Here is an 18,826-nt window from a genome sequence, read left to right as displayed (position 1 = left end):
GTCAGGACACCGCCGCCAGGTAGCGGACGGTGTTCTGACGCCAGTTGAGGGTCACGTGGTGAGAGATCATCTCGACGTCGCGTTTCGCGATCGACACCGGGTGGTCGGATTTGCCGGCCTTGGCCCCGACGAGGGAGAAGATCGTCTGCACCGAGCGAAGCGCGGTGCGCGTCACCAGCGCGTTGTCCCGAAGGTCGCGACCGATCTCCTGCTCCGTCGACTCGCGATGCTGGCGGGCCCGCTCGGATGCTTCGAAACTGCGCTTCTCGATGAGGAGACGCGCCATCTGCACATCACCCTCGGCCTGCCCGAACTCGGTGGCGACATAGTCCTGGTCGGCGAGCCGGACGGCCCCTCCGAGCGCACCCGCGACGCGCGTGCTGGTGCCGACCGTGCTCGCGAAGTGCTCGGTGGCGCCCCAGGCGGCTCCGACCGCGCAGGCGGCGAAAGGGAAACGGCCGCTCGAGGGCCAGGTCGCCCACATCGTGCTGAAGGTCGGGTGGAGCGCGCGACGCTCCTTGAGCTTGCGCACCGTGTCACGCGTCGCCTGCGCGCGATGCTCGGGCACGAAGACATCCGTCACCGACATCGTGCGGCTGCCCGTCCCCCGCATCCCCGTGGGATACCAGTCGTCGATGGTCTCGGCCTCGTCCTTCGGAACGATGAACATGTAGCCCTCGCCGTCGTCTCCGACGGGCGCGTTGAAGATGAGCCACTCCGAGAAGTCGGACCCGCTGCAGAAGCCCCACTGACCGGTCAGGCGGTATCCGCCCTTCACCCGGGTGGCGGTCGCCTTCGGATTGAGGTTAGTGTTGCCCGCCAGCGTGGCGAACGAGTCCTCGCCCCAGATCTCTTCCTGCACCTCTTCCGGGTACGCCAGGATCGCCATGTTGTCGGAGCTGAGGATCGAGAAGACCCACGCGGTCGAGGCGCACCCGCGGGCGAGGTTCATTGCGATGCGGGCGTGCTCGTGCTCGGTCAGCTCGAGTCCGCCGTACTTCTTGGGCTTAAGAACATGGAAGAAGCCCGCGTCGCCGAGGCGCCGATAGGTGTCGTCTGAAATCCTGCGACGCTCGTCGACCTCGGCAGCGCGTTCGCGAAGGAGCGGAACGAGGTCCTCTGACGCCTGCACGACGTCATCTGCGGACAGGTTCGTCGGCGCGGAGCGCAGGGAGTTCGTCGGCGTAAGCACCGTGGTCATGGCTGTCCCTTCTGCCGAAGCAACACCGCTTCGACATCTCACAGACAGCATTCGCGAGAGAACGAAGCACGGTCAAACAGAACTATTCAGGGATCAAACGCGGATTTCCTGTTGAAGCGTCCGGGTACCGATCGCGCAGCAGTCGACGCAGCGCGTCAGCGCGCGGGGTTAACTCGGCGCCCCGCGCCCAGGCGAAGACCACGGTCGCCGCCGGGGGCGGGGGCTCGATGTCGCGCTCGATGATGGGCAGACCCTCGTAGCTGAACGAGTTCTCGGGGCGCTGCACCAAGATGCCGTAGGCGGTGTCGGACCGCGCGACGATAGACCGCGTCAGTTCGAACGCGTGCGTGCGGTAGCGGACGTTCGGCACCAATCCCCGCGCTTCGAACATCGCCGTGGCGTAGTGCGTGCTCGGAACCTGGTCGTAGAGCACGAGCGGAAGAGGAGCGAGCTCCTCGAGGGTGACGATGTCTTTCTGTGCGAGCGGATTCGCCGCGCCGAACAGCGCGTAGCCGCGGGTTTCGAAGAGCACAGCTCGCTCGAGCTGTTCGGTGCCGCTCATGTCGTACATCAGCGCCGCATCGATCCGGCCCGCGATGATGTCGTGCTGGAGCTCGTCCTGTGCCCCGACGACGAAGTCGATCGACACGCGGGGGTGCCGGCTCTCGAACTCTTCGAGAAGGCTCGGCAGAAGCGTGGGAGCGAGGGAGTGGAAACAGCCCACGACGAGAGGACCGACGAGCTCACCCCCGCCGTGCACGGCGTGATTCAGTTCCGCGACATCGGCGAGCAGACGCTTGGCGCGCAGGAGCACCAGGCTTCCGGTCGGTGTCAAGGTCACGCCCTGTGCCCGGCGACGGATGCACAGCTGTGCGCCGAGGGCTCGCTCGAGCTCGCTGATCGAGGCCGACACCGCCGACGGCGAGAACTGGAGGCGCTGCGCCGCACCGGCGATCGAACCGACCTCCGCAACAGCGACGAAATGGCCCAGCTGCCGAAAGGTCAGCTCGCCTCGGAGGAGTCCCGTGTCATCCATGTCTCATCCCTCGCCCGCGTCTTCGCGCCGAGATCTTCATCGAGAAAACCGCATTAGTTGGTCTGATTACTCACGTTGACCGTCGAAGCGGCCTGCCGAGAGGATACCGCCAGGGAGGCAGATCAATGACGATCAAGACTGCACAACGACTCGCCGCACTCGCGACGGCGACTGCTCTGGCCGTGACCTTGGCGTCGTGCGCGCGGCAGGCGCCGGCGACATCGGGCGACACGGATGCGGCTGAGGCGGCGGCGGCCTCGCCGGGCATCACCGACACCACCATCACGCTGGGGTCCACCAATCCCCTCACCGGCAACGCCGCGGGCGTCGGCAACTGTGCCGCCGACGGCGCCGCGGCGTACTTCGCGATGAAGAACGAGGAGGGCGGCATCGAGTTCGGTGACGGGAAGACCCGCACCGTTGACTTCATCACCTACGACGACAAGTACGACCCACAGCGATCGCTAGCGAACTTCCAGCAGATGACGACCGACGGCATCTTCGCCGCGGTGCTGAGCCTCGGAACCCCCACCAACCGCGCCTGGCGAGACGCGGCGATCGCCGCCGAGACCCCCCAGGTGCTGTTGCAGACGGGCGACCCGATCTTCAGCGATCGCGAGGAGAGCCCGTGGCAGCTCGGACTCCTCCCGATCTATCAGCAGGAAGGCGAGGCATTCGGAGAGCTCCTGGCCGCGTCGCCAGAGGATCACCGGGTCGCCATCCTCTACCAGAACGACGATTTCGGAGAGGGGTACGTCGAAGGGTTCCTCTCCGCGGTGGAGGGCGCCGACAACGTCGAAGTCGTGAAGCAGGTGAGCTACGAGGCGACCGCGACCGACGTGTCGGCGCAGATCACCGACCTCGCCTCCACCGATGCCGACATCTTCTTCAACGCGATGTCGTCGCTCGCGCCACTGGTGATCGGCTCGCTGCAGCAGGCGAACAACGTCGGATGGAACCCCAGCTGGTTCCTACCGTCGACGACCTCGAGTCCGCAGGCGCTGCTCATCCCTTCCGGAGTGGCCGACAGCTTCCCCGCGATCTACACCACCGCGTCCTCGCAGAACGCCGCGGCACCCTCGTTCGCGGAGTCGGAGGAGGGTCAGCGCTTCCTTGAGGCACTGGCCGCGCACACAAACCAGACCCAGACGCCCACCTTCCCGCAGTGCCTCTGGAGTTGGATCGGAGCCTCGGTGCTCGAGGAGGCCTTCGGCAACATGACCGAGCCCACGCGCGAGAACTTCATGGAATCGCTGATGTCCATCTCCGACTTCGCTGCCCCCGGGCTGCTCCCGGGTGACGTCATCGACACGACAGTGGAGGGACGACCTGCGATGGGCGAAGTGGCCGTGATGCGCTTCAACGGGTCGGGCTTCGACCTCGTGGAAGAGCTCGGCTGACGCCAAGGCGCGGGCTGACGGTCGAGCGCCGAGCCCCGGCATCCGGATTCTCTCGGACGGATGCCGGGGCGCGGCCATTCGACTGTGTTCAGACGGCACAGACGACGAACTGGCGCATGACCCGCTTCGTGGCGTCGAGATCGAACTCGGGCCGATCGAGCCACGCGGCGATGGCGGAATCGATCATGCCGTGGAGCGCGGTGGCGACGACGACCGATGACTCGGGCGACGCGGAGGCACCCCCGGACCTCCGAGCCGCATCGATGAGGTCGACGGCGGGGTCGGTGCGCCGCGAAGTCTCGGGGCGATCATCGATGCCGGTGGGGTGCGCGTCATCCAGTGTCTCGGCGATCACCCGCGCGTGATCCCGGTGATTCCTCATGTAATCGATGTGCGCCTCCGCGTACGCGACGACACGTTCGAGAGACCCCGGGGCATCATCGACGCGAGCCTGCACAAACGCCACGAAGTCGGAGATGACCGACGAATAGGCCTGCTCGACGAGCTCGGCCTTCGTGCCGACGTGGTAGAGGGCCGCAGCCTTGGTTCGGCGGAAGCCCCTCTGCGGGACGAGGCTCAGGTCGCGGACGACTGCCGGCGATTCCGGCTGGAGAGCAGCTGGCGGATGCGGCCCTGCTTCCACAGGAAGATGCCGGTCACGATCGCAGCCGGGATCGCGACGAATTGCGCGACGGGCATCAGCGGTTCGGCGATGTAGGACGGCGCGTACACGATCGTGCCGAGCACGAGAGCGACGAGGATGTGCACCGTTCGCGAGGCGGTGCGCTGCGCGCGACTGGTCGTGGTCATGAGGGCTCCTTCGTTGGGCGGGCGGCGTCTCACTTGACGGGGCGGCAGGCCGGTTGACAGTGTCAAGTTCCTGTGTGTGATACGTTCGCATGGTTGCTTGACGCTGTCAACCCCCGAGGAGGGAAACATGGCGGACGACGCGTCGCCGGCGGCATCCCTCCGCGAACGCCTGCTTGCTGCGGCCCTCACCGAACTCGAGACCGTCGGCGCGGACAAGCTGACGGTTCGCGGGGTCGCCCGGCGGGCGGGCGTCTCTCATGCGGCGCCAGGCTACGAGTTCGGCGGACGAGACGGACTGGTCACGGCTCTCGCTGCGCGGGGATTCCTTGCCCTGCGCGAGGCGTTGCTCGCTGCGCCGAAGCGACCGGGCACCTCACCCGCCGACCGATTGGTCGCGCTCGGTCGCGTCTACATCGACTTCGCCGCGTCGCATCCGGGATTGTTCGCCGTCATGTTCGAAGACCCGACCGTACATCGCACCGACCCTGACTATCGAGCCGCAGCCGGCCCCGCGCTGACCGTGCTGTCGGAGCGACTCGCCGACGACCTGCTGGTCGAACCGATGGTCGCCTGGGCGTTAGCGCACGGCGTCGCCACCCTGTTGCGCGCCGGCGCTTTCGACGGCACAGACGTCGACGCCACCGTCCGCGTCGAGCGGATCCTGACGCAGTTCGCGTCGGTCGCGGGGCGGCAGCAGGGGAGCGGCGACGCCGCGGCGCAGCATCCGTCAGAATCTTTCTGACGCCGTGTCCTCTCCGCGCCGACCGCCGAATCTCGCGCACCGTTCCATCCGTCGACGCCGAGGTGCACACTGAGCGCATGACACCGACGCCGCGGCGTGTGCAGGGCACCTATTACACGCTCACGCTCGGCAATACCCTCGCCGCCTCCTTCATCTGGGGCATCAACACGCTGTTCCTTCTCGATGCCGGATTGAGCAACCTGGAGGCGTTCGCGGCCAACGCGTTCTTCACCGCGGGCATGCTGATCTTCGAGATTCCCACCGGCGTCGTGGCCGACACCCTCGGCCGCCGAGTGTCGTACCTCCTCGGCACACTGACACTGGCGATCACGACCGCGCTCTACTGGTGGCTCTGGGTGATGGAGTCGCCGTTCTGGGCGTGGGCCGTGGTGTCGATGCTGCTCGGGCTGGGCTTCACGTTCTTCTCCGGGGCGGTCGACGCGTGGCTCGTCGATGCACTCCGAGCGACCGGCTACACCGGAAGCCTGGAGACGGTCTTCGGGCGAGCCCAGATCGTCGGCGGCGTCGCGATGCTGGCGGGGTCGGTGCTCGGCGGAGTGATCGCACAGCTGACCAACCTGGGAGTGCCGTTCCTCGTTCGCGGCGGAATCCTCGTGGTGATGCTCGTCGTCGCCGCACTGCTCATGCGCGACCTCGGCTTCACGCCCGATCGCAGCGAGGGACCGCTGCGCGCGACGCGGACCGTGTTCCGCGCGTCGGTGACATATGGGCTCGGGAACCGACCGGTGCGCTGGCTGATGCTGGCGAGCCCCTTCGCCGCCGGAGTCGGGATGTACGTGTTCTACGCGCTGCAGCCGTACCTGCTCGAACTGTGGGGCGACGAAGGGGCGTACTCGATCGCGGGCCTGGCCGCCGCCCTCCTCGCCGGGTCATCGATCGTCGGCGGCGCACTCGCGCCCTGGGTGCGGCGGCTGTTCCGACGCCGCACCACCGTCATCCTCATCGCAACCGTGGGGAGCATCTTCGTTCTCGTCGTCCTCGGACTCGTGCAGAACTTCTGGGTCGCCGTCGTGCTGCTCGCCGCATGGGGCATCGTCTCGGCCATCGACGACCCCGTGCGCCGCGCGTACCTCAACGACATGATCCCGTCGCAGCAGCGAGCGACGGTGCTGTCCTTCGATTCGCTGCTCGGTTCGGGCGGGGGCGTCGTGTGGCAGCCGGTGCTCGGGCGAGCCGCCGACATCGGCGGCTATGGACAGTCGATGCTCTGGAGCGGAGTGATCACCGCCGTCGCCGTCCCGTTCGTGCTGCTCAGCCGGGCAGCGAAGGACCCGGCGGATAGGGCCACGGCGGTGAGCGATGAGACGAACGTCGTGTCGGATGCCGGTCCGGACCGGTCGCTGGATGTGACGTAAGGGCTGAGCGCTATCGCGGGAGTGTGAGAATCTCGGGGTCGCCGTCGGTGATGGCGATCGTGTGCTCGGTGTGTGCGGTGCGACAGCCGGTGGCGCTGCGGAGCGTCCAGCCGTCGGGATCGGTGACGAGGACGTCGGTGTCTGCCATCACCCAGGGTTCCAGGGCGAGGAGGAGGCCCGGTCGTAGCGTGTAGCCCCGCCCCGGCCGGCCGATGTTCGGCACATGAGGGTCGCCGTGCATGGTGGTGCCGATGCCGTGGCCGCCGAACTCGGTGTTCACGCGGTACCCGGCGTCGGTGAGCACGGTGCCGATCGCGTGCGAGATGTCGCCGATGCGATTGCCCGAGCGCGCGACCTCGATGCCTGCGGCGAGCGCGCGCTGGGTGACGGCGATGAGGGCGGTGTCTTCAGGAGCTCCAAGGTTGTCGGGACCGACGATGAAGCTGATCGCGGCGTCGGCGGCGATGCCGTCCTTCAGCACCGCGAGGTCGAGGGTGAGGAGGTCTCCGCGCTGCAGAGCGTAGTCATGCGGCATCCCGTGGAGAACCGCATCGTTGACTGCCGTGCAGATGTAGTGACCGAAGGGACCGTTGCCGAAGGATGGCGCGTAGTCGACGTAGCACGATTGCGCGCCCGCCTTCGCGATCAGCTGCCGCGCCCACTCGTCGATCTCGAGGAGGTTCACGCCGGCGGACACGCGCTCGCGCAGCTCCCGCAGCGTGGCCCCCACGATGGCCCCCGCAGACCGCGCGTGCTCGAGTTGGCCCGCGTTGAGGATCTCGATCATGGGGCGCCTTCGGGGTCTCGGGGTGGGTGGCGGGGCAAGCGGGTCGGTATAACAATACCGGTCCGATAATACCGCTAGGCTTCTCGGCATGATGGTGCGCCTGCCTCACACGCCCGAGACCCTCGCGCGGGGTCGACGGGTCGGCGCCTTCCTGCGCGAGGCCCGGGGCAGCCGCTCGATCGTCGATGTCGCCGCGTGCGCGGGGATCTCCGCCGAGACCCTGCGCAAGATCGAGACGGGGCGACTGCCCACCCCGTCGTTCGAGACGGTGGCCGCGGTCGCCGCTGCGCTCGACCTGTCGCTGGACGCCATCGCCGAGCAGGCGCGCGGTGCGGACGTCGCGCTGTCGGCGTGAGGAGGCCCAGCGGCGGCGAATGCACAGGGCGAAGCGATCGGGGCGCGCTGAGTTCAGATGAGAAAGACGGCGATGGCGCGGGAGACGTGGTGAGGCCACGGCCGCGACCAATACGCTGACCGAAGGCTCCACTGATCGGCGACGCTGTCAGCGCTCCCCCGGCTGACTGCGGCGCGCGGGCACCCGTACCCGCGACGTGGAGTCGGGCCCCCTCGAGCATCCCTCGTCGGTTCTGCGCTCGAGGGGGCCGCCTTCTTCAGGAGGGAAATGAAAACCATCGCTCGGGCCAGAGCCCTCGCGGGGGCGGTCCTCGCGACATCCGTCCTTCTGATCGCGCCGGCATGCGCGCCGTCGATGGACATGCCGGATGCCGCAACGCCGACGTCGACGCCGACCTCGACCTCAACGCCGATGCCGACGCCGAGTGCGATCGATCTGAGCGCCGACCTCGGCGCGCTCGAGGAGCGGTACGAGGCCCGGATCGGGATCTACGCCCTCGACACCGAGACCGGGGAGACGGTCGCGCACCGCGCCGACGAGCGCTTCGCCTACGCCTCGACGTTCAAGGCGCTGCTGGCCGGCGTGATTCTGCAGGAGATCGACGACCTCGACCGCGTCGTGACCTACGGCAGCGATGCGCTGGTGAGCTACTCCCCCATCACGGAGCGGTACGTGGAGGCCGGCCTGAGCGTCCGCGAGCTCGCCGAAGCAGCCGTCCGCACGAGCGACAACACCGCCGCCAACCTGCTGCTGGATCAGCTGGGTGGGCCGGAGGGGTTCGCCGCCGCGCTCGCGCGATCGGGCGACGACATCACGCAGCCCGAACGCCGGGAACCCGAGCTGAACTCGGCGGTGCCGGGCGACCCTCGCGATACGAGCACGCCCCGCGCGCTGGTCGAGACGCTGCGGCAGTTCGCCTTCGGAGACCTCCTGGAGGACGCCGACAAGACGACGCTGATCGAGTGGATGAGCGGCAACAGCACGGGCGACACCCTCATCCGCGCCGGGGCACCCGAGGGATCGACCGTCGCCGACAAGTCGGGCACGGGCGGGCACGGCACGCGGAACGACATCGGCATCGTCTGGCCTCCGGACGGCGAGCCGATCGTCATCGCCGTGCTCACGACCCGGGATGTCGCCGACGCCGCCACCGACGACGCTCTGGTCGCCGAGGCGGCCGCCGTCGCGCTGGCGGGCCTTACGGAAGACGGCGAGTAACCGGCGCGCGTCCGGCGGCGCTCAGCGGCTGTCGATCCGGCCGATCGCACCGCCACCTCGCGCGAAGGTCTCGCGAGCCTGCCGCCACACGCCCGGGTCGCCGCCGGCGGCCGCACGCAGGTAGGCCGCCGAGAGGCGGGCGAGAACGGCGACGCGCTCGGGATCCTCGTCGGTGGTCTCGGCCGCCTCCCAGCTCGGGATTCCCCCGAGCGAGTGCTCGGCGCCGAAGAGCGTGAGCAGGTTGGTCGCCCCGGCGCTGTGGACATACGCATCGGTGAACCAGTCCGGCCCCCGGCTCGACATCTTGGACTGATCGCGGTCGCCCGCCACGACGAGAGTCGGGGTCGTCAGTTCGGCGAAGGAGGGGTTCATGAAGGGGAAGTGCGCCTTCGCGAACGGATGCAGCTCCTCCCCCCCGAGCCCGGTCGCCGCGAGGAGCACGCCGGCGGCGACGCGATCGTCACGGTGATCGCGGCCGACCACGCCGTCGGCGCCGACGATGCGCGCACCGAGGAGCAACTGCACGGTGTGCGCACCCCAGGAGTGCCCCGCCGCGACGACCGAGGATCGATCGATACGACCCGCCAGGCCGGGTATCGACTGCTCGATCACGTCGAGCTGGTCGAGCACTCTCGCGAGGTCGTCGCGACGCTCCAGCCAGATCGAACCGAACCGGTCGTCGTCGACGCCGATACCGAGCCGACGGGAGTCGAGGTGCGTGGGCTGGACCACGACGAACCCCTGCGACGCCCAAGAGGTCGTGAGCGGAGCGTAACCGTCGAGGGACCAGCCGTTTCCGTGCGAGAACAGCAGCACCGGCAGATCACGACCCTGCGCGGGAGCCGAGACCCTCACCTCGAGCGGGAAGGGGCGCCCTGGCGCCGCAAGCGTGACGGGCGCGACGGAGACCACGGGCGCCGGCGCACCGAGCACGGTGTCGAGGGCGGCGACGATGGTGGAGTTGTGAAGCGGGGCAGGGGTGTGCACGAGGTCTCATTTCCGGGATGTCGGTGACTCCGCCATACTTAAGCGGAGCATCGTTCCGCAACGATACGGAACGTTGTTCCGTTTTGCAAGGAGGGCTGATGGCCGAAGTCGTGACACACGGTAGACGCCGTGACGCGAAGCGCAACGAGGAGGCGATCCTCGAGGCTGCCGCGGCGGTGTTCGTCGAATCGGGCATCCAGGCGCCCGTCCGGGCGGTCGCGGAGCGGGCCGGGGTGGGAATGGGCACGCTCTACCGCCACTTCCCCACCCGCGCCGACCTGGTCGTGGCGCTCTACCAGCACCAGGTGGATGCCGCGGCCGCAGCCGGGCCCGCATTGCTGCGCGAGAGCCCGACCCCCGCCGCGGCACTGCACGCCTGGGTGACGCTCTTCGTGGAGTTCCTCGTCACCAAACATGGCCTGGCCGACGCCCTGCAGGGCCACCCGGAGCGCTTCGGCGCGCTCCACCAGTCCCTCACCGACCGGCTCGTACCCGTGTGCGCCGATCTGTTGGACGCCGCCGCACCGCACGGCGCTCCCATCGAGGCATATGCCTTCCTGCGGGGGATCGGGAACCTCTGCATCGGCGGCACGGCTCCCGGGTACGACCCGGAGCGCCTCGCGCACCTTCTCGTGGACGGCGCGCTGGCGTCATCCGGCTCCTGACTTACGCCGAGGAGCAATCTCTCCTCATTGTCGACGGGCTAGTCCGCGCAGAAGGATCGGGGAACACCCGACATCCGACGAACTTCGAACTTCCCCCAGGTCGGAACCGTTGTGAACGGCAGGTGCGGCATCGGCATCAGCCTATAGGTCGGGCTCGCGCTCGGAACGCACCATCTCGTCAGGGTTCTCACGGGTGAATTCGCCCCCGCGTTCGAGTCCGTCGGCCGCAGTGACGGCATCGGCTGTCTTGTTCAGCTGATGCGGGTTCGCGAAATTCCGCCAGCTGCCCGTGTCGAGGCGCTGCTGCATCGCCGTGACCAGCGCTGCGATCTCGGCGTCGGCGTAGGCGCAATGACCCGGCCGATCGACGAAGGTCTGCGCCAGAAGATCGCGGCCCGCGCCGTTCTGTTTCACCCGCTCGGCATAGGTCGCGGCCTGCTGTACGACCGGAGCGGCGTCACCGGTCTCGTGGATCGAGAGCACCGGACCCGAGATGGCGCCGGTGGGAGTGGCGTTCTGCTGCATGTAGGCGACCGCGTCGCGGTCGGCGGCGATGCGATCACCGGCGTTCAACGCCGCGAGGTCGTCGTCGAGCGAGATTCCGGCTTCACGGTAGAGCTTGCGCACGAGCGTCGTGCCGCCCGACTCGCGCAGAGCGTCGGCGTAGTCGACGCCCGTGTTCCACGAGAAGTTCCCGCCGGCGCGCTGCTCGAGCGGCTGACGCGGCGAGACCACGCCCCAGAGGAAGATGCGGTACAGCTGATCCTGCTGCGTGGCGATGTCGTTGCGCGCCGGCTTCTCGGTGCCGACCTGAGACCAGGTCGGCATCTGCGCCAGCGTCGCCGCCAGCGCAATCCGTGCCCGGCCCTCGGGCGTCTGCTGCGCTGAGTCGAGCACCTCGCGGAACGCTGCTTGACGCGCCCCCTCGTCGGAGACGTCTACCAACTCGAGCCGCTCGTCGTCGGGCGCGACCAGCGTCTTCAGCGCGTAGGTGCCATCGAGCGCGGCATTCAGCATCGGAATCCCGCCCGCGATGGAGCCGCACAGCGGCAGCGCAGCATCGAAGACGTCGGGCGACTGCTCCATGAGCGCAACCGAGACCTGGCCTCCCATCGATGCGCCCCACGCGATCACATGCTCGGCGTCGCCGAGCTTGTCCTCGACGACCTCGACGACCTGAGGTCCGGCTGCGAGCAGATCCTCCACGGCCCATCCCGAGCCGGCCGAGACGCCGGCGACGGCGTAGCCCTGCTCGGTCAACCAGGCCACCGCTTCGGCCGAGGGACCGGCGGACGCCGCCGGCCCTCCCCCGCCGTATCCAGGATTCCAGGTGAGGAGCGTGCCGTTCCACGACAGCGGCTCGTACACGACGTAGCGCCCGCCGCCAGGGAGCTCGCCCCGGGTCTCGATCGGTACGGCTTCCGCTGCGGACGCCGCCGAGGTGAGGGAAACAGTCAGTGCAGCCGACGCGACCACGGCAAGCGCAGCACTTCGATGGAAACGCATCTCATCCCTTCGTGGGCGACCGCTCGGCGTCGAGCTATGGCACTCGTCAGTGAGTCGCCAAATCACGCGACACATTGCTTAGCCGTCGCGACCGGATCTGTTGCATGACACCGTTCCAGCTCGGGCGAGTGATGTCAACCACCGTCGGACAAACTGTTGACATCCTCAACGGTTCGTGTTCCTCTAGAACAGACGACAGTTATGTCATCGATCGTCATATGAAGTGCCCACGGTGACGGGGCACTCACCACCGGCAGACGTCGAGGTCTATCGAAAGGCACAGCGATGAAGAAGGCATCAATGGCGATGGCGACAGCCGTCGCCGCAGCGGTTCTCCTGGCGGGATGCGGAGCGAGCCCGAACGCACGCCCCGACGCCGGGGGCGGAGACGGTGACACGTCGTCGGATGCTCCTGCGGAGCTCGTCTTCGCGGTCGTGCCGACCGATGACAGCGAGGAGCTCGAGAACTCGTTCCGACCGATCGTCGCGGCGATCGAGGAGGTCACCGGGATTCCGACGAGCATCCAGGCCGTCACCAACAACGCCGGCGTGATTGAGGCACAGGTCGCCGAACGCGTCGACATCGCCACCTACGGCGCATTCTCCTACTACCTCGCCTCCGACGTCGCCGAGGTCACACCGATCGCGAAAGATCAGCGCACCCCCGAGCCGGGCTCGGGGTCGGTCAACTCCATCGGCGTCGTGACCCCCGGCTCGGACATCACCGGCATCGACGATGTCGCGGGGAAGAACGTCTGCTTCACAGACCCCGCATCCACGACGGGCTACCTGACGGCCGCCGTCGCTCTGGAGGAGGCGGGCATCGACCCCGAGAGCGGCATCAACCCGCTCTTCGTCGGCTCTCACGACGTCGCAGTGACGCAGATGATCGCCGGAGACTGCGACATCGCTTTCGTCGCCGAGACATTCGTCACCACGATCCTTCCCGAGCGCGGCCTCATCGCCGAGGGCGACACCGAGACCGTGTGGACGTCGGATCCGATCCCCGGCACTCCCCTCGTGATCGGCGACTGGCTGAGCGACGACCTCAAGGCGCAGATCGTGGAAGCGGTCACGGAGTACAACGCCGTCACCGCCTACGAGGCCGGCCTCTGCGACGACTTCTCTCGCGAAGCTCCGCCCGAGTGGGGCGACGAGTACGCGGGACAGACGGCCTGCATGTGGGGCGGCACCGGGGCGTTCGCCTTCGAGCCCGCCGAGTCTTCGGACTACGACGTGATCGGCACGATTTGCGATGTTCTCGAGACCGATGTCTGCCGCAGCGAGGGATGAGCGGGCCGTGACATCCGCTCACGCTCTTCCCGACGTCCACCCGCGGCCGGTGGCGGCACCCGCGCCGACGCCCACCGCGGGGGCTTGTGCGAGCGTGTCTCTGCGAGACGTGAGCATGCGCTTCGGCGAGAAGACGGTGCTCGACGGAGTGGATCTCACCGTCCTCCCCGGACAGTTCATCGCGCTCGTCGGACCGTCCGGCGCGGGGAAGTCCACGCTGCTCCGTCTGATCAACGGCATCCACCGCCCGTCCGCCGGCACGATCTCCGTCCTGGGGGTGAACCCCGCGACGTGTGGGCCGAAGGAGCTGCGGCGCCTGCGGGCACGCACCGGATTCGTCTTCCAGCAGTTCGGGCTTGTGGGCCGGCTCAGTGCGATGGAGAACGTGCTCATGGGTGCGCTCGGGTCGCTCCGGATGCCGCGCTACGGCATCGCGACCTACCCCCGCGAGCTCAGGACGCGTGCCGCGGAACAGCTGGAGCGGGTCGGCCTGGCCGACCTCCGGTATCAGCGAAGCGACACCCTGTCGGGCGGCCAGCAGCAGAGGGTCGCGATCGCGCGCACTCTGATGCAGGATGCCGAACTCGTCCTGGCCGACGAGCCCGTCGCGTCCCTCGATCCGAACGCCAGCCTCAGCGTGCTGGAGACGCTGCGCGCACTGAGTGCTGAGGACGGCTTCACCGTCATCTGCTCGCTGCATCAGGTCGAATTGGCCTTCGCGGTCTCCGATCGGGTCGTCGCCGTTCGAGACGGCCGTTTCGTCCTGGATGCCCCGACCGCGAGCATCTCCGAGGCCGAGGTCCGGGCCGTCTACGCGCGAGCTGCCGACGAATGATGTCCACCACCCTCGAGCGCCCTTCTGCGGAAGCTCCAGGCAGACGCCGCGATCGGCCGCCGCGACCGTCCGCCGCGACGATCGCGATCCCCCTCGCCTACCTCGCCGTCACGGTCTTCGCGATCTGGTGGCTCGACATCCGTCCGGCGGTCCTCCTCTCCGGTCTCGAAGACATCGCGCGCCTTCTGCAGCGCATGGTTCCGCCCACCACGGGCGACCCGGGGAACCTCCTGTCCCTCGCGATCGAGACGCTGTGGATCGCCATCGCCGGCACCGGGATCGCGACGATCCTGTCGGTCTTCCTCGGTGCCGCGGCATCCCGTCACTTCACCGGCCCCCGCGTGATCGCCTGGCTCGCCCGCGGCCTCATCATCGTCACCCGCGCCATCCCGTCGCTGGTCTTCGCTCTCATCCTGGTGCGGATCGTCGGTCTCGGGCCGCTGGCCGGCGGGCTCGCCATCGCCTTCCACTCCATCGGCATGATCGGCAAGATGTTCGCCGACGTCTTCGAGGAGCTCGGCCCGGCGCCGCGGGATGCGATCCGCTCGGTGGGGGCGACACGTGCGCAGAACTTCGTCGCGACGACGCTCAGCCGCGCCCTTCCCAGCATGACCTCGATCGTGTTGTACCGGCTCGACATCAACATCCGAGCCTCCGCCGTGCTCGGCCTCGTGGGAGCCGGTGGCCTCGGACTTGCCCTGCAGACCGCGATCGGCTCCCTCGATTACCGGCGCGCCCTCGGCATCATCCTCGTCATCGTCCTGCTTCTGCTCGCGCTGGAGGCCCTCGCCTACGTCGCCCAGCGCGCCCTGTCGGAGCATGCCGGTGAGCACTCGGCCGCGCAGCTCTACGGGCGCGAGAAGAGGGCTGGATCACCCGGGTGGAATCGCTCGCGAGTTCTCCGCGTCGGTTCGGGAATCGCCGTCGGCCTGGTCTTCCTGGTCTCTCTGGGCCAGGTGCTGGCCGACCCGCCACGCCTGGCCCAGATCTGGGACAACACCGTCCGTGTGCTCGGCGGGTTCTTCCCGCCCACCTTCTCCCCGGCGATCGCCTACGGCATTCTCGAGAGCGTCATCATGGCGTTCTCGGCCACCGCGTTCGGGGTGGTGATCGGGCTCGTCATCGCCGTGCTCTCCACCCGGCATCTCATCCGGTTCGAACCGATCGCTCTCGCACTTCGCGGCCTCATGGTGCTGCTTCGCGGCGTGCCCGACATCATCTTCGCTCTGCTCTTCGTCGCTGCCCTCGGCCTCGGCCCCTTCGCCGGCTTCCTCGCGCTGACGATCTCGTGCACGGCGCTCGCGGCGAAGTTCTTCACCGATGCGCTCGTGAGGGTCGACCCTGCGCCGCTTCGCGCGCTGGAGGCGACCGGCGCGACGAGGCTCCAGGTGTTCGTCAGCGGAGTGTGGCCGCAATTCGTGCCGAGCTTCATCGGCAACAGCCTGTTCACATCCGATCTGGCACTGCGGGAGTCCGCCGTTCTCGGGATCGTCGGGGCGGGCGGTATCGGCTTCCTGCTCGACGAGTCCGTCGCCACCCTCCATTACGACGTCACCGCCGGCATCCTCATCGCCCTGGTCGTGGTCGTGGTCGCCCTCGAAGCCGTCGCCGGCTGGGCCCGCAGAAAGGTGATCTGACATGACCGGATGTCCCTACGCGGCCGCAGCCGCGGCCGAGGCGCGGGCGACAGGTGTCGATGCCCGCACACGAGGCGAGCGAGACAGCGAGTGGGCGCCGGCGCTCGACGAGACCTTCGGGAGCGCGCACACCGACTACGCCCGTCTTCGCACGGACAACCCGTTCCCGTGGAGTGAGGAGTTCGGCGGGTTCTGGGCCGCCACGACGTACGAGGACGTGGTGAGCGTGACGCAGGACGAACGCTTCATCACCTCGGTGCAGAACGTGGTGCCGCATGTTCCTCGCTCATCCCGGCGGCCGCCTCTGCATTTCGATCCGCCCGAGCACACCGCCTACCGTGAGGCCATCGACCCGGTGCTCCGAAGGAGCATCGTCGCCCGACATGAGCCGGAATTCCGGGCCAGCGCCGATGAGCTGGTCAGCGGGATGATCGCGACGGGGAGAGCCGACGGGGTGGCTGACTTCGCCGCGCCCTTCGTGGTGGACTGCTTCGCCTCGTACCTCGGCGTCACCGCCGAGCTCGCGCGTCGGATCCGGGACATCGGTGTGCGCTACGGATTCGCCATCCAGGACATGGATGATCCCGTGATCGCCGAATGCAGCGCGGAACTCTACGAGATCGCCGAGGACGTGTACCGCCGCCGGCTGGCGGAAGAGCCCGACCCGACGACAGACCTCGTGGCGAGTCTTCACGCCGCCGCGCTCGATTCGTCGAATCACATCACCGAGCGCACGGCCATCGCCACGATCCGCCAGATGATCGTCGCCGGCATGGCGGCTCCTCAGGCTGTGCTTGGAAGCTGCATCGTGCACCTGGCGCAGGATGACGAGTTGCAGTCGCACCTCCGGGAGCACCCGGAGGACCTGCCGGCAGCGATCGAGGAGTTCCTCCGGCTTCACGCTCCCTATCGGGTGTTCGCCCGCACACCCCGCGAAGACCTGGTCGTCCACGGACGACTGGTGCGCGAACGGGAACCGATCGCCCTGGTCTTCCCCTCGGCGAACCGCGACCCCGAGGTCTTCGACGACCCCGACACGTTCGTGCTGCATCGCAAGAACAATTCGCACCTGGCGTTCGGTCGTGGTGCACATCGGTGCCCGGCAGCAACGCTGGGACGTCTGGAGCTGCTCGTCGCGCTCGAGACACTGCTCGCCCGCACGCGCTCGTTCTCCCTGGCCGGAGAGGTGGAGATGATGAACTGGCTCGAGTACGGTCCGCGCTCCGTGCCGCTGCGCGTCGAAGCGCGCTGAGCGCCGACAGCACGCGATCTCGAGCGGCCGGGACCCACCGTATCGCCTGGCACAATTCCGTTATGGTCGATCGTCTGTTGCCCCGCGACCAGCAGGGAGCGCGATCACAGCAGCTCCTGACCGTGCTTCTCGGCGACTACTGGCACCTGCGTACCGAGCCGTTGCCCTCCGCCGCGCTGGTGGCGCTCCTTCACCTGTTCGGGGTCTCGGCTGCCGCCGCACGCGCCGCTGTCCAGCGGCTGGCTCGACGTGGCTTCCTCGTACCGAGGAAGGTCGGCCGTGCCACGCTGTACGCGGTCTCGCCGATGAGCCAGGCGAGCGTCGACGCGCACGTGCAGATCCTTTTCCGCAGTCACCTCTCCCCCGCCTGGGACGGCACGTGGACTCTCGTCAGCTATTCGCTCCCGGAGGAGCAGCGGGGATTGCGGGCGACCCTGCGCGAACAGCTCCGTCAGGCGCGGTTCGGCAGCATCCATGACGGTCTGTGGGTGCGACCCGGTGACGCCCTGCCACGCGTCGCGGAGATCAGGTCGGCGATCCAGCCACTCGGCGAGGGCCGCATCGTCGCGTTCTCCGGCGCCCGCATCGCGGCCGACGATCTCAATGAGTTCGCGCGCACCGCCTTCGCGCTCGACGACGTGGCGACGGATTATGAGCGTTTCATCGAGCGGTGGGCCGGAGATGCCGCCCGCGTCGATCGAGCGGGGGCCGACGCCGAGCCTCCCGTCGAACCCGGGGAGGCGCTGCTGCTGCGAACCTCGATCATGCGCGACTGGCGCGGGCTGCGACACACCGATCCGATGCTTCCCGCCGAACTCCTCTCGGATCGCGTTCCGTTCGCCCGTGCGCTCGAGGTGTGCTCCACGGTCTACGACGGGACGGGCGCTGCTGCCGAGGAGGCATTTCGCGCGGTCCTGCGGATTCACGCCCCCGAGCTGGAGGCACATGTGTCGCACCACACGTTCGCCGGGTATCGCCACTCCGCTCCGGAGCACCCGACGGGGCACTGAGCCGGGCGGACCCATCACCCGCGACGGTGTAGGGCGGTCGCGGGTCGATGTCAGGTGGCCAGATCATCGAGCCACGACGAGCGGAGGCGGAGGGCGCGCTCGGTGCTGGCGAGGACCACGGCGATGGTCACGATGACGTTCAGGGCGGGCGGAAGATGAATCGGCGACGCGAACGTACCGATGTTGTCGGCGATCGCCGGCACCTGCGAGATCGTCTCGATGATCTGCGGCACGGTGATGCACACGCCGACGAGCGCGACGAGTGTGGCGATGACGCCGATCACGGTGCTCAGGACCGGATGCCGGTGATGAAGACGTGCCCGCAGGCCCTCGGCCGAGCGAGGATGAGGGGTGAGTTGACGTTCCTCACCGGCATCCGGAACGAAATGGCAGCGACGAAGCCCGGACGAGCGGGCGGCGACCTCGATGTGACCACCGGGGACCGCGAACCTCGCGGGGAGCTTCGACACCGCGGTCTGGCGGCCGTCGCGGTAGAGCCGGGCGCGTACCTCGCCGTCGTCGCGGTCACCCAGTTGTCGGACGTCGACGGCGAAGGTGGTTCCGACTCCCTCGGCGGTGGTGAGGTCGAGGAGGAACAGCGACCGGCCGAGAGTGTGCCACCAGCGGAACGGCGGCAGCGGACGCCCGTCGCCGGGCTTCGCGCGGCGCTCGGCGAGGCGGGCGCGCCACGAGGGCGTGTTCTTGTCGGAGGACAT

The 18,826-nt window shown here is 68.4% G+C and carries 19 protein-coding genes; 11 read left to right on the top strand and 8 right to left on the bottom strand.

The window, feature by feature from the left end:
• Nucleotide 1: 1 nt before the first annotated feature.
• Complete coding sequence (locus QSU92_RS12100; RefSeq protein ID WP_289262184.1) at nucleotides 2-1,201, bottom strand: acyl-CoA dehydrogenase family protein; 1,200 nt, start codon at nucleotides 1,199-1,201, stop codon at nucleotides 2-4.
• 82 nt (nucleotides 1,202-1,283) lie between these two features.
• Nucleotides 1,284-2,237 (bottom strand): LysR family transcriptional regulator, encoded by a 954-nt coding sequence (locus QSU92_RS12095; RefSeq protein ID WP_289262182.1) that lies wholly within the window; start codon nucleotides 2,235-2,237, stop codon nucleotides 1,284-1,286.
• 125 nt (nucleotides 2,238-2,362) lie between these two features.
• On the opposite strand from QSU92_RS12095, the gene QSU92_RS12090 reads away from it, so the two are divergent.
• Entirely contained in the window at nucleotides 2,363-3,637 is a 1,275-nt protein-coding gene (locus QSU92_RS12090; RefSeq protein WP_289262180.1) for an ABC transporter substrate-binding protein, read from the top strand.
• Between the two features lie 88 nt (nucleotides 3,638-3,725).
• Here the strand turns inward: QSU92_RS12090 and QSU92_RS12085 are convergent, their stop codons facing one another.
• Together QSU92_RS12085 and QSU92_RS12080 are read right to left on the bottom strand one after the other, a co-directional pair.
• A complete protein-coding gene (locus tag QSU92_RS12085) occupies nucleotides 3,726-4,280 on the bottom strand; it encodes a TetR/AcrR family transcriptional regulator (protein ID WP_289262178.1) in 555 nt (184 codons plus the stop codon).
• Complete coding sequence (locus QSU92_RS12080) at nucleotides 4,214-4,447, bottom strand: hypothetical protein (RefSeq protein WP_289262177.1); 234 nt, start codon at nucleotides 4,445-4,447, stop codon at nucleotides 4,214-4,216. Before QSU92_RS12080 ends, QSU92_RS12085 begins: the two co-directional genes overlap by 67 nt.
• 127 nt (nucleotides 4,448-4,574) lie before the next feature.
• Here QSU92_RS12080 and QSU92_RS12075 point away from each other — a divergent pair, with 127 nt between their 5' ends.
• Both QSU92_RS12075 and QSU92_RS12070 read left to right on the top strand, forming a co-directional pair.
• Nucleotides 4,575-5,189, top strand: a complete 615-nt coding sequence (locus QSU92_RS12075; RefSeq protein ID WP_289262176.1) for a TetR/AcrR family transcriptional regulator — start codon at nucleotides 4,575-4,577, stop codon at nucleotides 5,187-5,189.
• 77 nt (nucleotides 5,190-5,266) lie between these two features.
• Nucleotides 5,267-6,565 carry an MFS transporter gene (locus tag QSU92_RS12070; RefSeq protein ID WP_289262174.1) on the top strand — a complete coding sequence of 433 codons (1,299 nt, stop codon included), beginning with the start codon at nucleotides 5,267-5,269 and terminating at the stop codon, nucleotides 6,563-6,565.
• Between the two features lie 10 nt (nucleotides 6,566-6,575).
• Here QSU92_RS12070 and map read toward each other — a convergent pair whose 3' ends face one another.
• Nucleotides 6,576-7,352, bottom strand: coding sequence for a type I methionyl aminopeptidase (map, locus tag QSU92_RS12065; protein ID WP_289262172.1), 777 nt, complete (start codon nucleotides 7,350-7,352; stop codon nucleotides 6,576-6,578).
• A 91-nt stretch (nucleotides 7,353-7,443) separates the two neighbouring features.
• Here map and QSU92_RS12060 point away from each other — a divergent pair, with 91 nt between their 5' ends.
• Both QSU92_RS12060 and bla read left to right on the top strand, forming a co-directional pair.
• Nucleotides 7,444-7,707, top strand: coding sequence for a helix-turn-helix domain-containing protein (locus QSU92_RS12060; RefSeq protein ID WP_289265893.1), 264 nt, complete (start codon nucleotides 7,444-7,446; stop codon nucleotides 7,705-7,707).
• 267 nt (nucleotides 7,708-7,974) lie between these two features.
• Nucleotides 7,975-8,925 carry a class A beta-lactamase gene (gene bla / locus QSU92_RS12055; RefSeq protein ID WP_289262169.1) on the top strand — a complete coding sequence of 317 codons (951 nt, stop codon included), beginning with the start codon at nucleotides 7,975-7,977 and terminating at the stop codon, nucleotides 8,923-8,925.
• 21 nt (nucleotides 8,926-8,946) lie between these two features.
• Here the strand turns inward: bla and QSU92_RS12050 are convergent, their stop codons facing one another.
• Complete coding sequence (locus tag QSU92_RS12050; RefSeq protein WP_289262167.1) at nucleotides 8,947-9,912, bottom strand: alpha/beta hydrolase family protein; 966 nt, start codon at nucleotides 9,910-9,912, stop codon at nucleotides 8,947-8,949.
• Between the two features lie 98 nt (nucleotides 9,913-10,010).
• On the opposite strand from QSU92_RS12050, the gene QSU92_RS12045 reads away from it, so the two are divergent.
• Nucleotides 10,011-10,577 (top strand): TetR/AcrR family transcriptional regulator, encoded by a 567-nt coding sequence (locus QSU92_RS12045; protein ID WP_289262162.1) that lies wholly within the window; start codon nucleotides 10,011-10,013, stop codon nucleotides 10,575-10,577.
• A 141-nt stretch (nucleotides 10,578-10,718) separates the two neighbouring features.
• Here the strand turns inward: QSU92_RS12045 and QSU92_RS12040 are convergent, their stop codons facing one another.
• On the bottom strand, nucleotides 10,719-12,083 hold the full coding sequence (locus tag QSU92_RS12040; protein WP_289262160.1) for an alpha/beta hydrolase family protein: 1,365 nt from the start codon (nucleotides 12,081-12,083) through the stop codon (nucleotides 10,719-10,721).
• A gap of 285 nt (nucleotides 12,084-12,368) precedes the next feature.
• Here QSU92_RS12040 and phnD point away from each other — a divergent pair, with 285 nt between their 5' ends.
• From phnD to QSU92_RS12015, 5 genes are all read left to right on the top strand, one after another.
• A complete protein-coding gene (gene phnD / locus QSU92_RS12035; RefSeq protein WP_289262159.1) occupies nucleotides 12,369-13,376 on the top strand; it encodes a phosphate/phosphite/phosphonate ABC transporter substrate-binding protein in 1,008 nt (335 codons plus the stop codon).
• A 115-nt stretch (nucleotides 13,377-13,491) separates the two neighbouring features.
• Nucleotides 13,492-14,211, top strand: a complete 720-nt coding sequence (locus QSU92_RS12030; protein WP_289265892.1) for a phosphonate ABC transporter ATP-binding protein — start codon at nucleotides 13,492-13,494, stop codon at nucleotides 14,209-14,211.
• A complete protein-coding gene (gene phnE, locus QSU92_RS12025; protein ID WP_289262157.1) occupies nucleotides 14,208-15,848 on the top strand; it encodes a phosphonate ABC transporter, permease protein PhnE in 1,641 nt (546 codons plus the stop codon). The genes QSU92_RS12030 and phnE overlap by 4 nt, the downstream gene beginning before the upstream one ends.
• 1 nt (nucleotide 15,849) lies before the next feature.
• Nucleotides 15,850-17,100 carry a cytochrome P450 gene (locus QSU92_RS12020; protein WP_289262156.1) on the top strand — a complete coding sequence of 417 codons (1,251 nt, stop codon included), beginning with the start codon at nucleotides 15,850-15,852 and terminating at the stop codon, nucleotides 17,098-17,100.
• A 62-nt stretch (nucleotides 17,101-17,162) separates the two neighbouring features.
• A complete protein-coding gene (locus QSU92_RS12015) occupies nucleotides 17,163-18,110 on the top strand; it encodes a PaaX family transcriptional regulator (RefSeq protein ID WP_289262154.1) in 948 nt (315 codons plus the stop codon).
• A gap of 50 nt (nucleotides 18,111-18,160) precedes the next feature.
• Here the strand turns inward: QSU92_RS12015 and QSU92_RS12010 are convergent, their stop codons facing one another.
• Nucleotides 18,161-18,826, bottom strand: a complete 666-nt coding sequence (locus QSU92_RS12010; protein ID WP_289262152.1) for a hypothetical protein — start codon at nucleotides 18,824-18,826, stop codon at nucleotides 18,161-18,163.

The organism is Microbacterium sp. ET2 (assembly GCF_030347395.1).
GTDB lineage: Bacteria > Actinomycetota > Actinomycetes > Actinomycetales > Microbacteriaceae > Microbacterium > Microbacterium albipurpureum.
The sequence above is the reverse complement of the archived record's forward strand: the minus strand, read 5'-3'. Positions and strand labels throughout refer to the sequence as shown.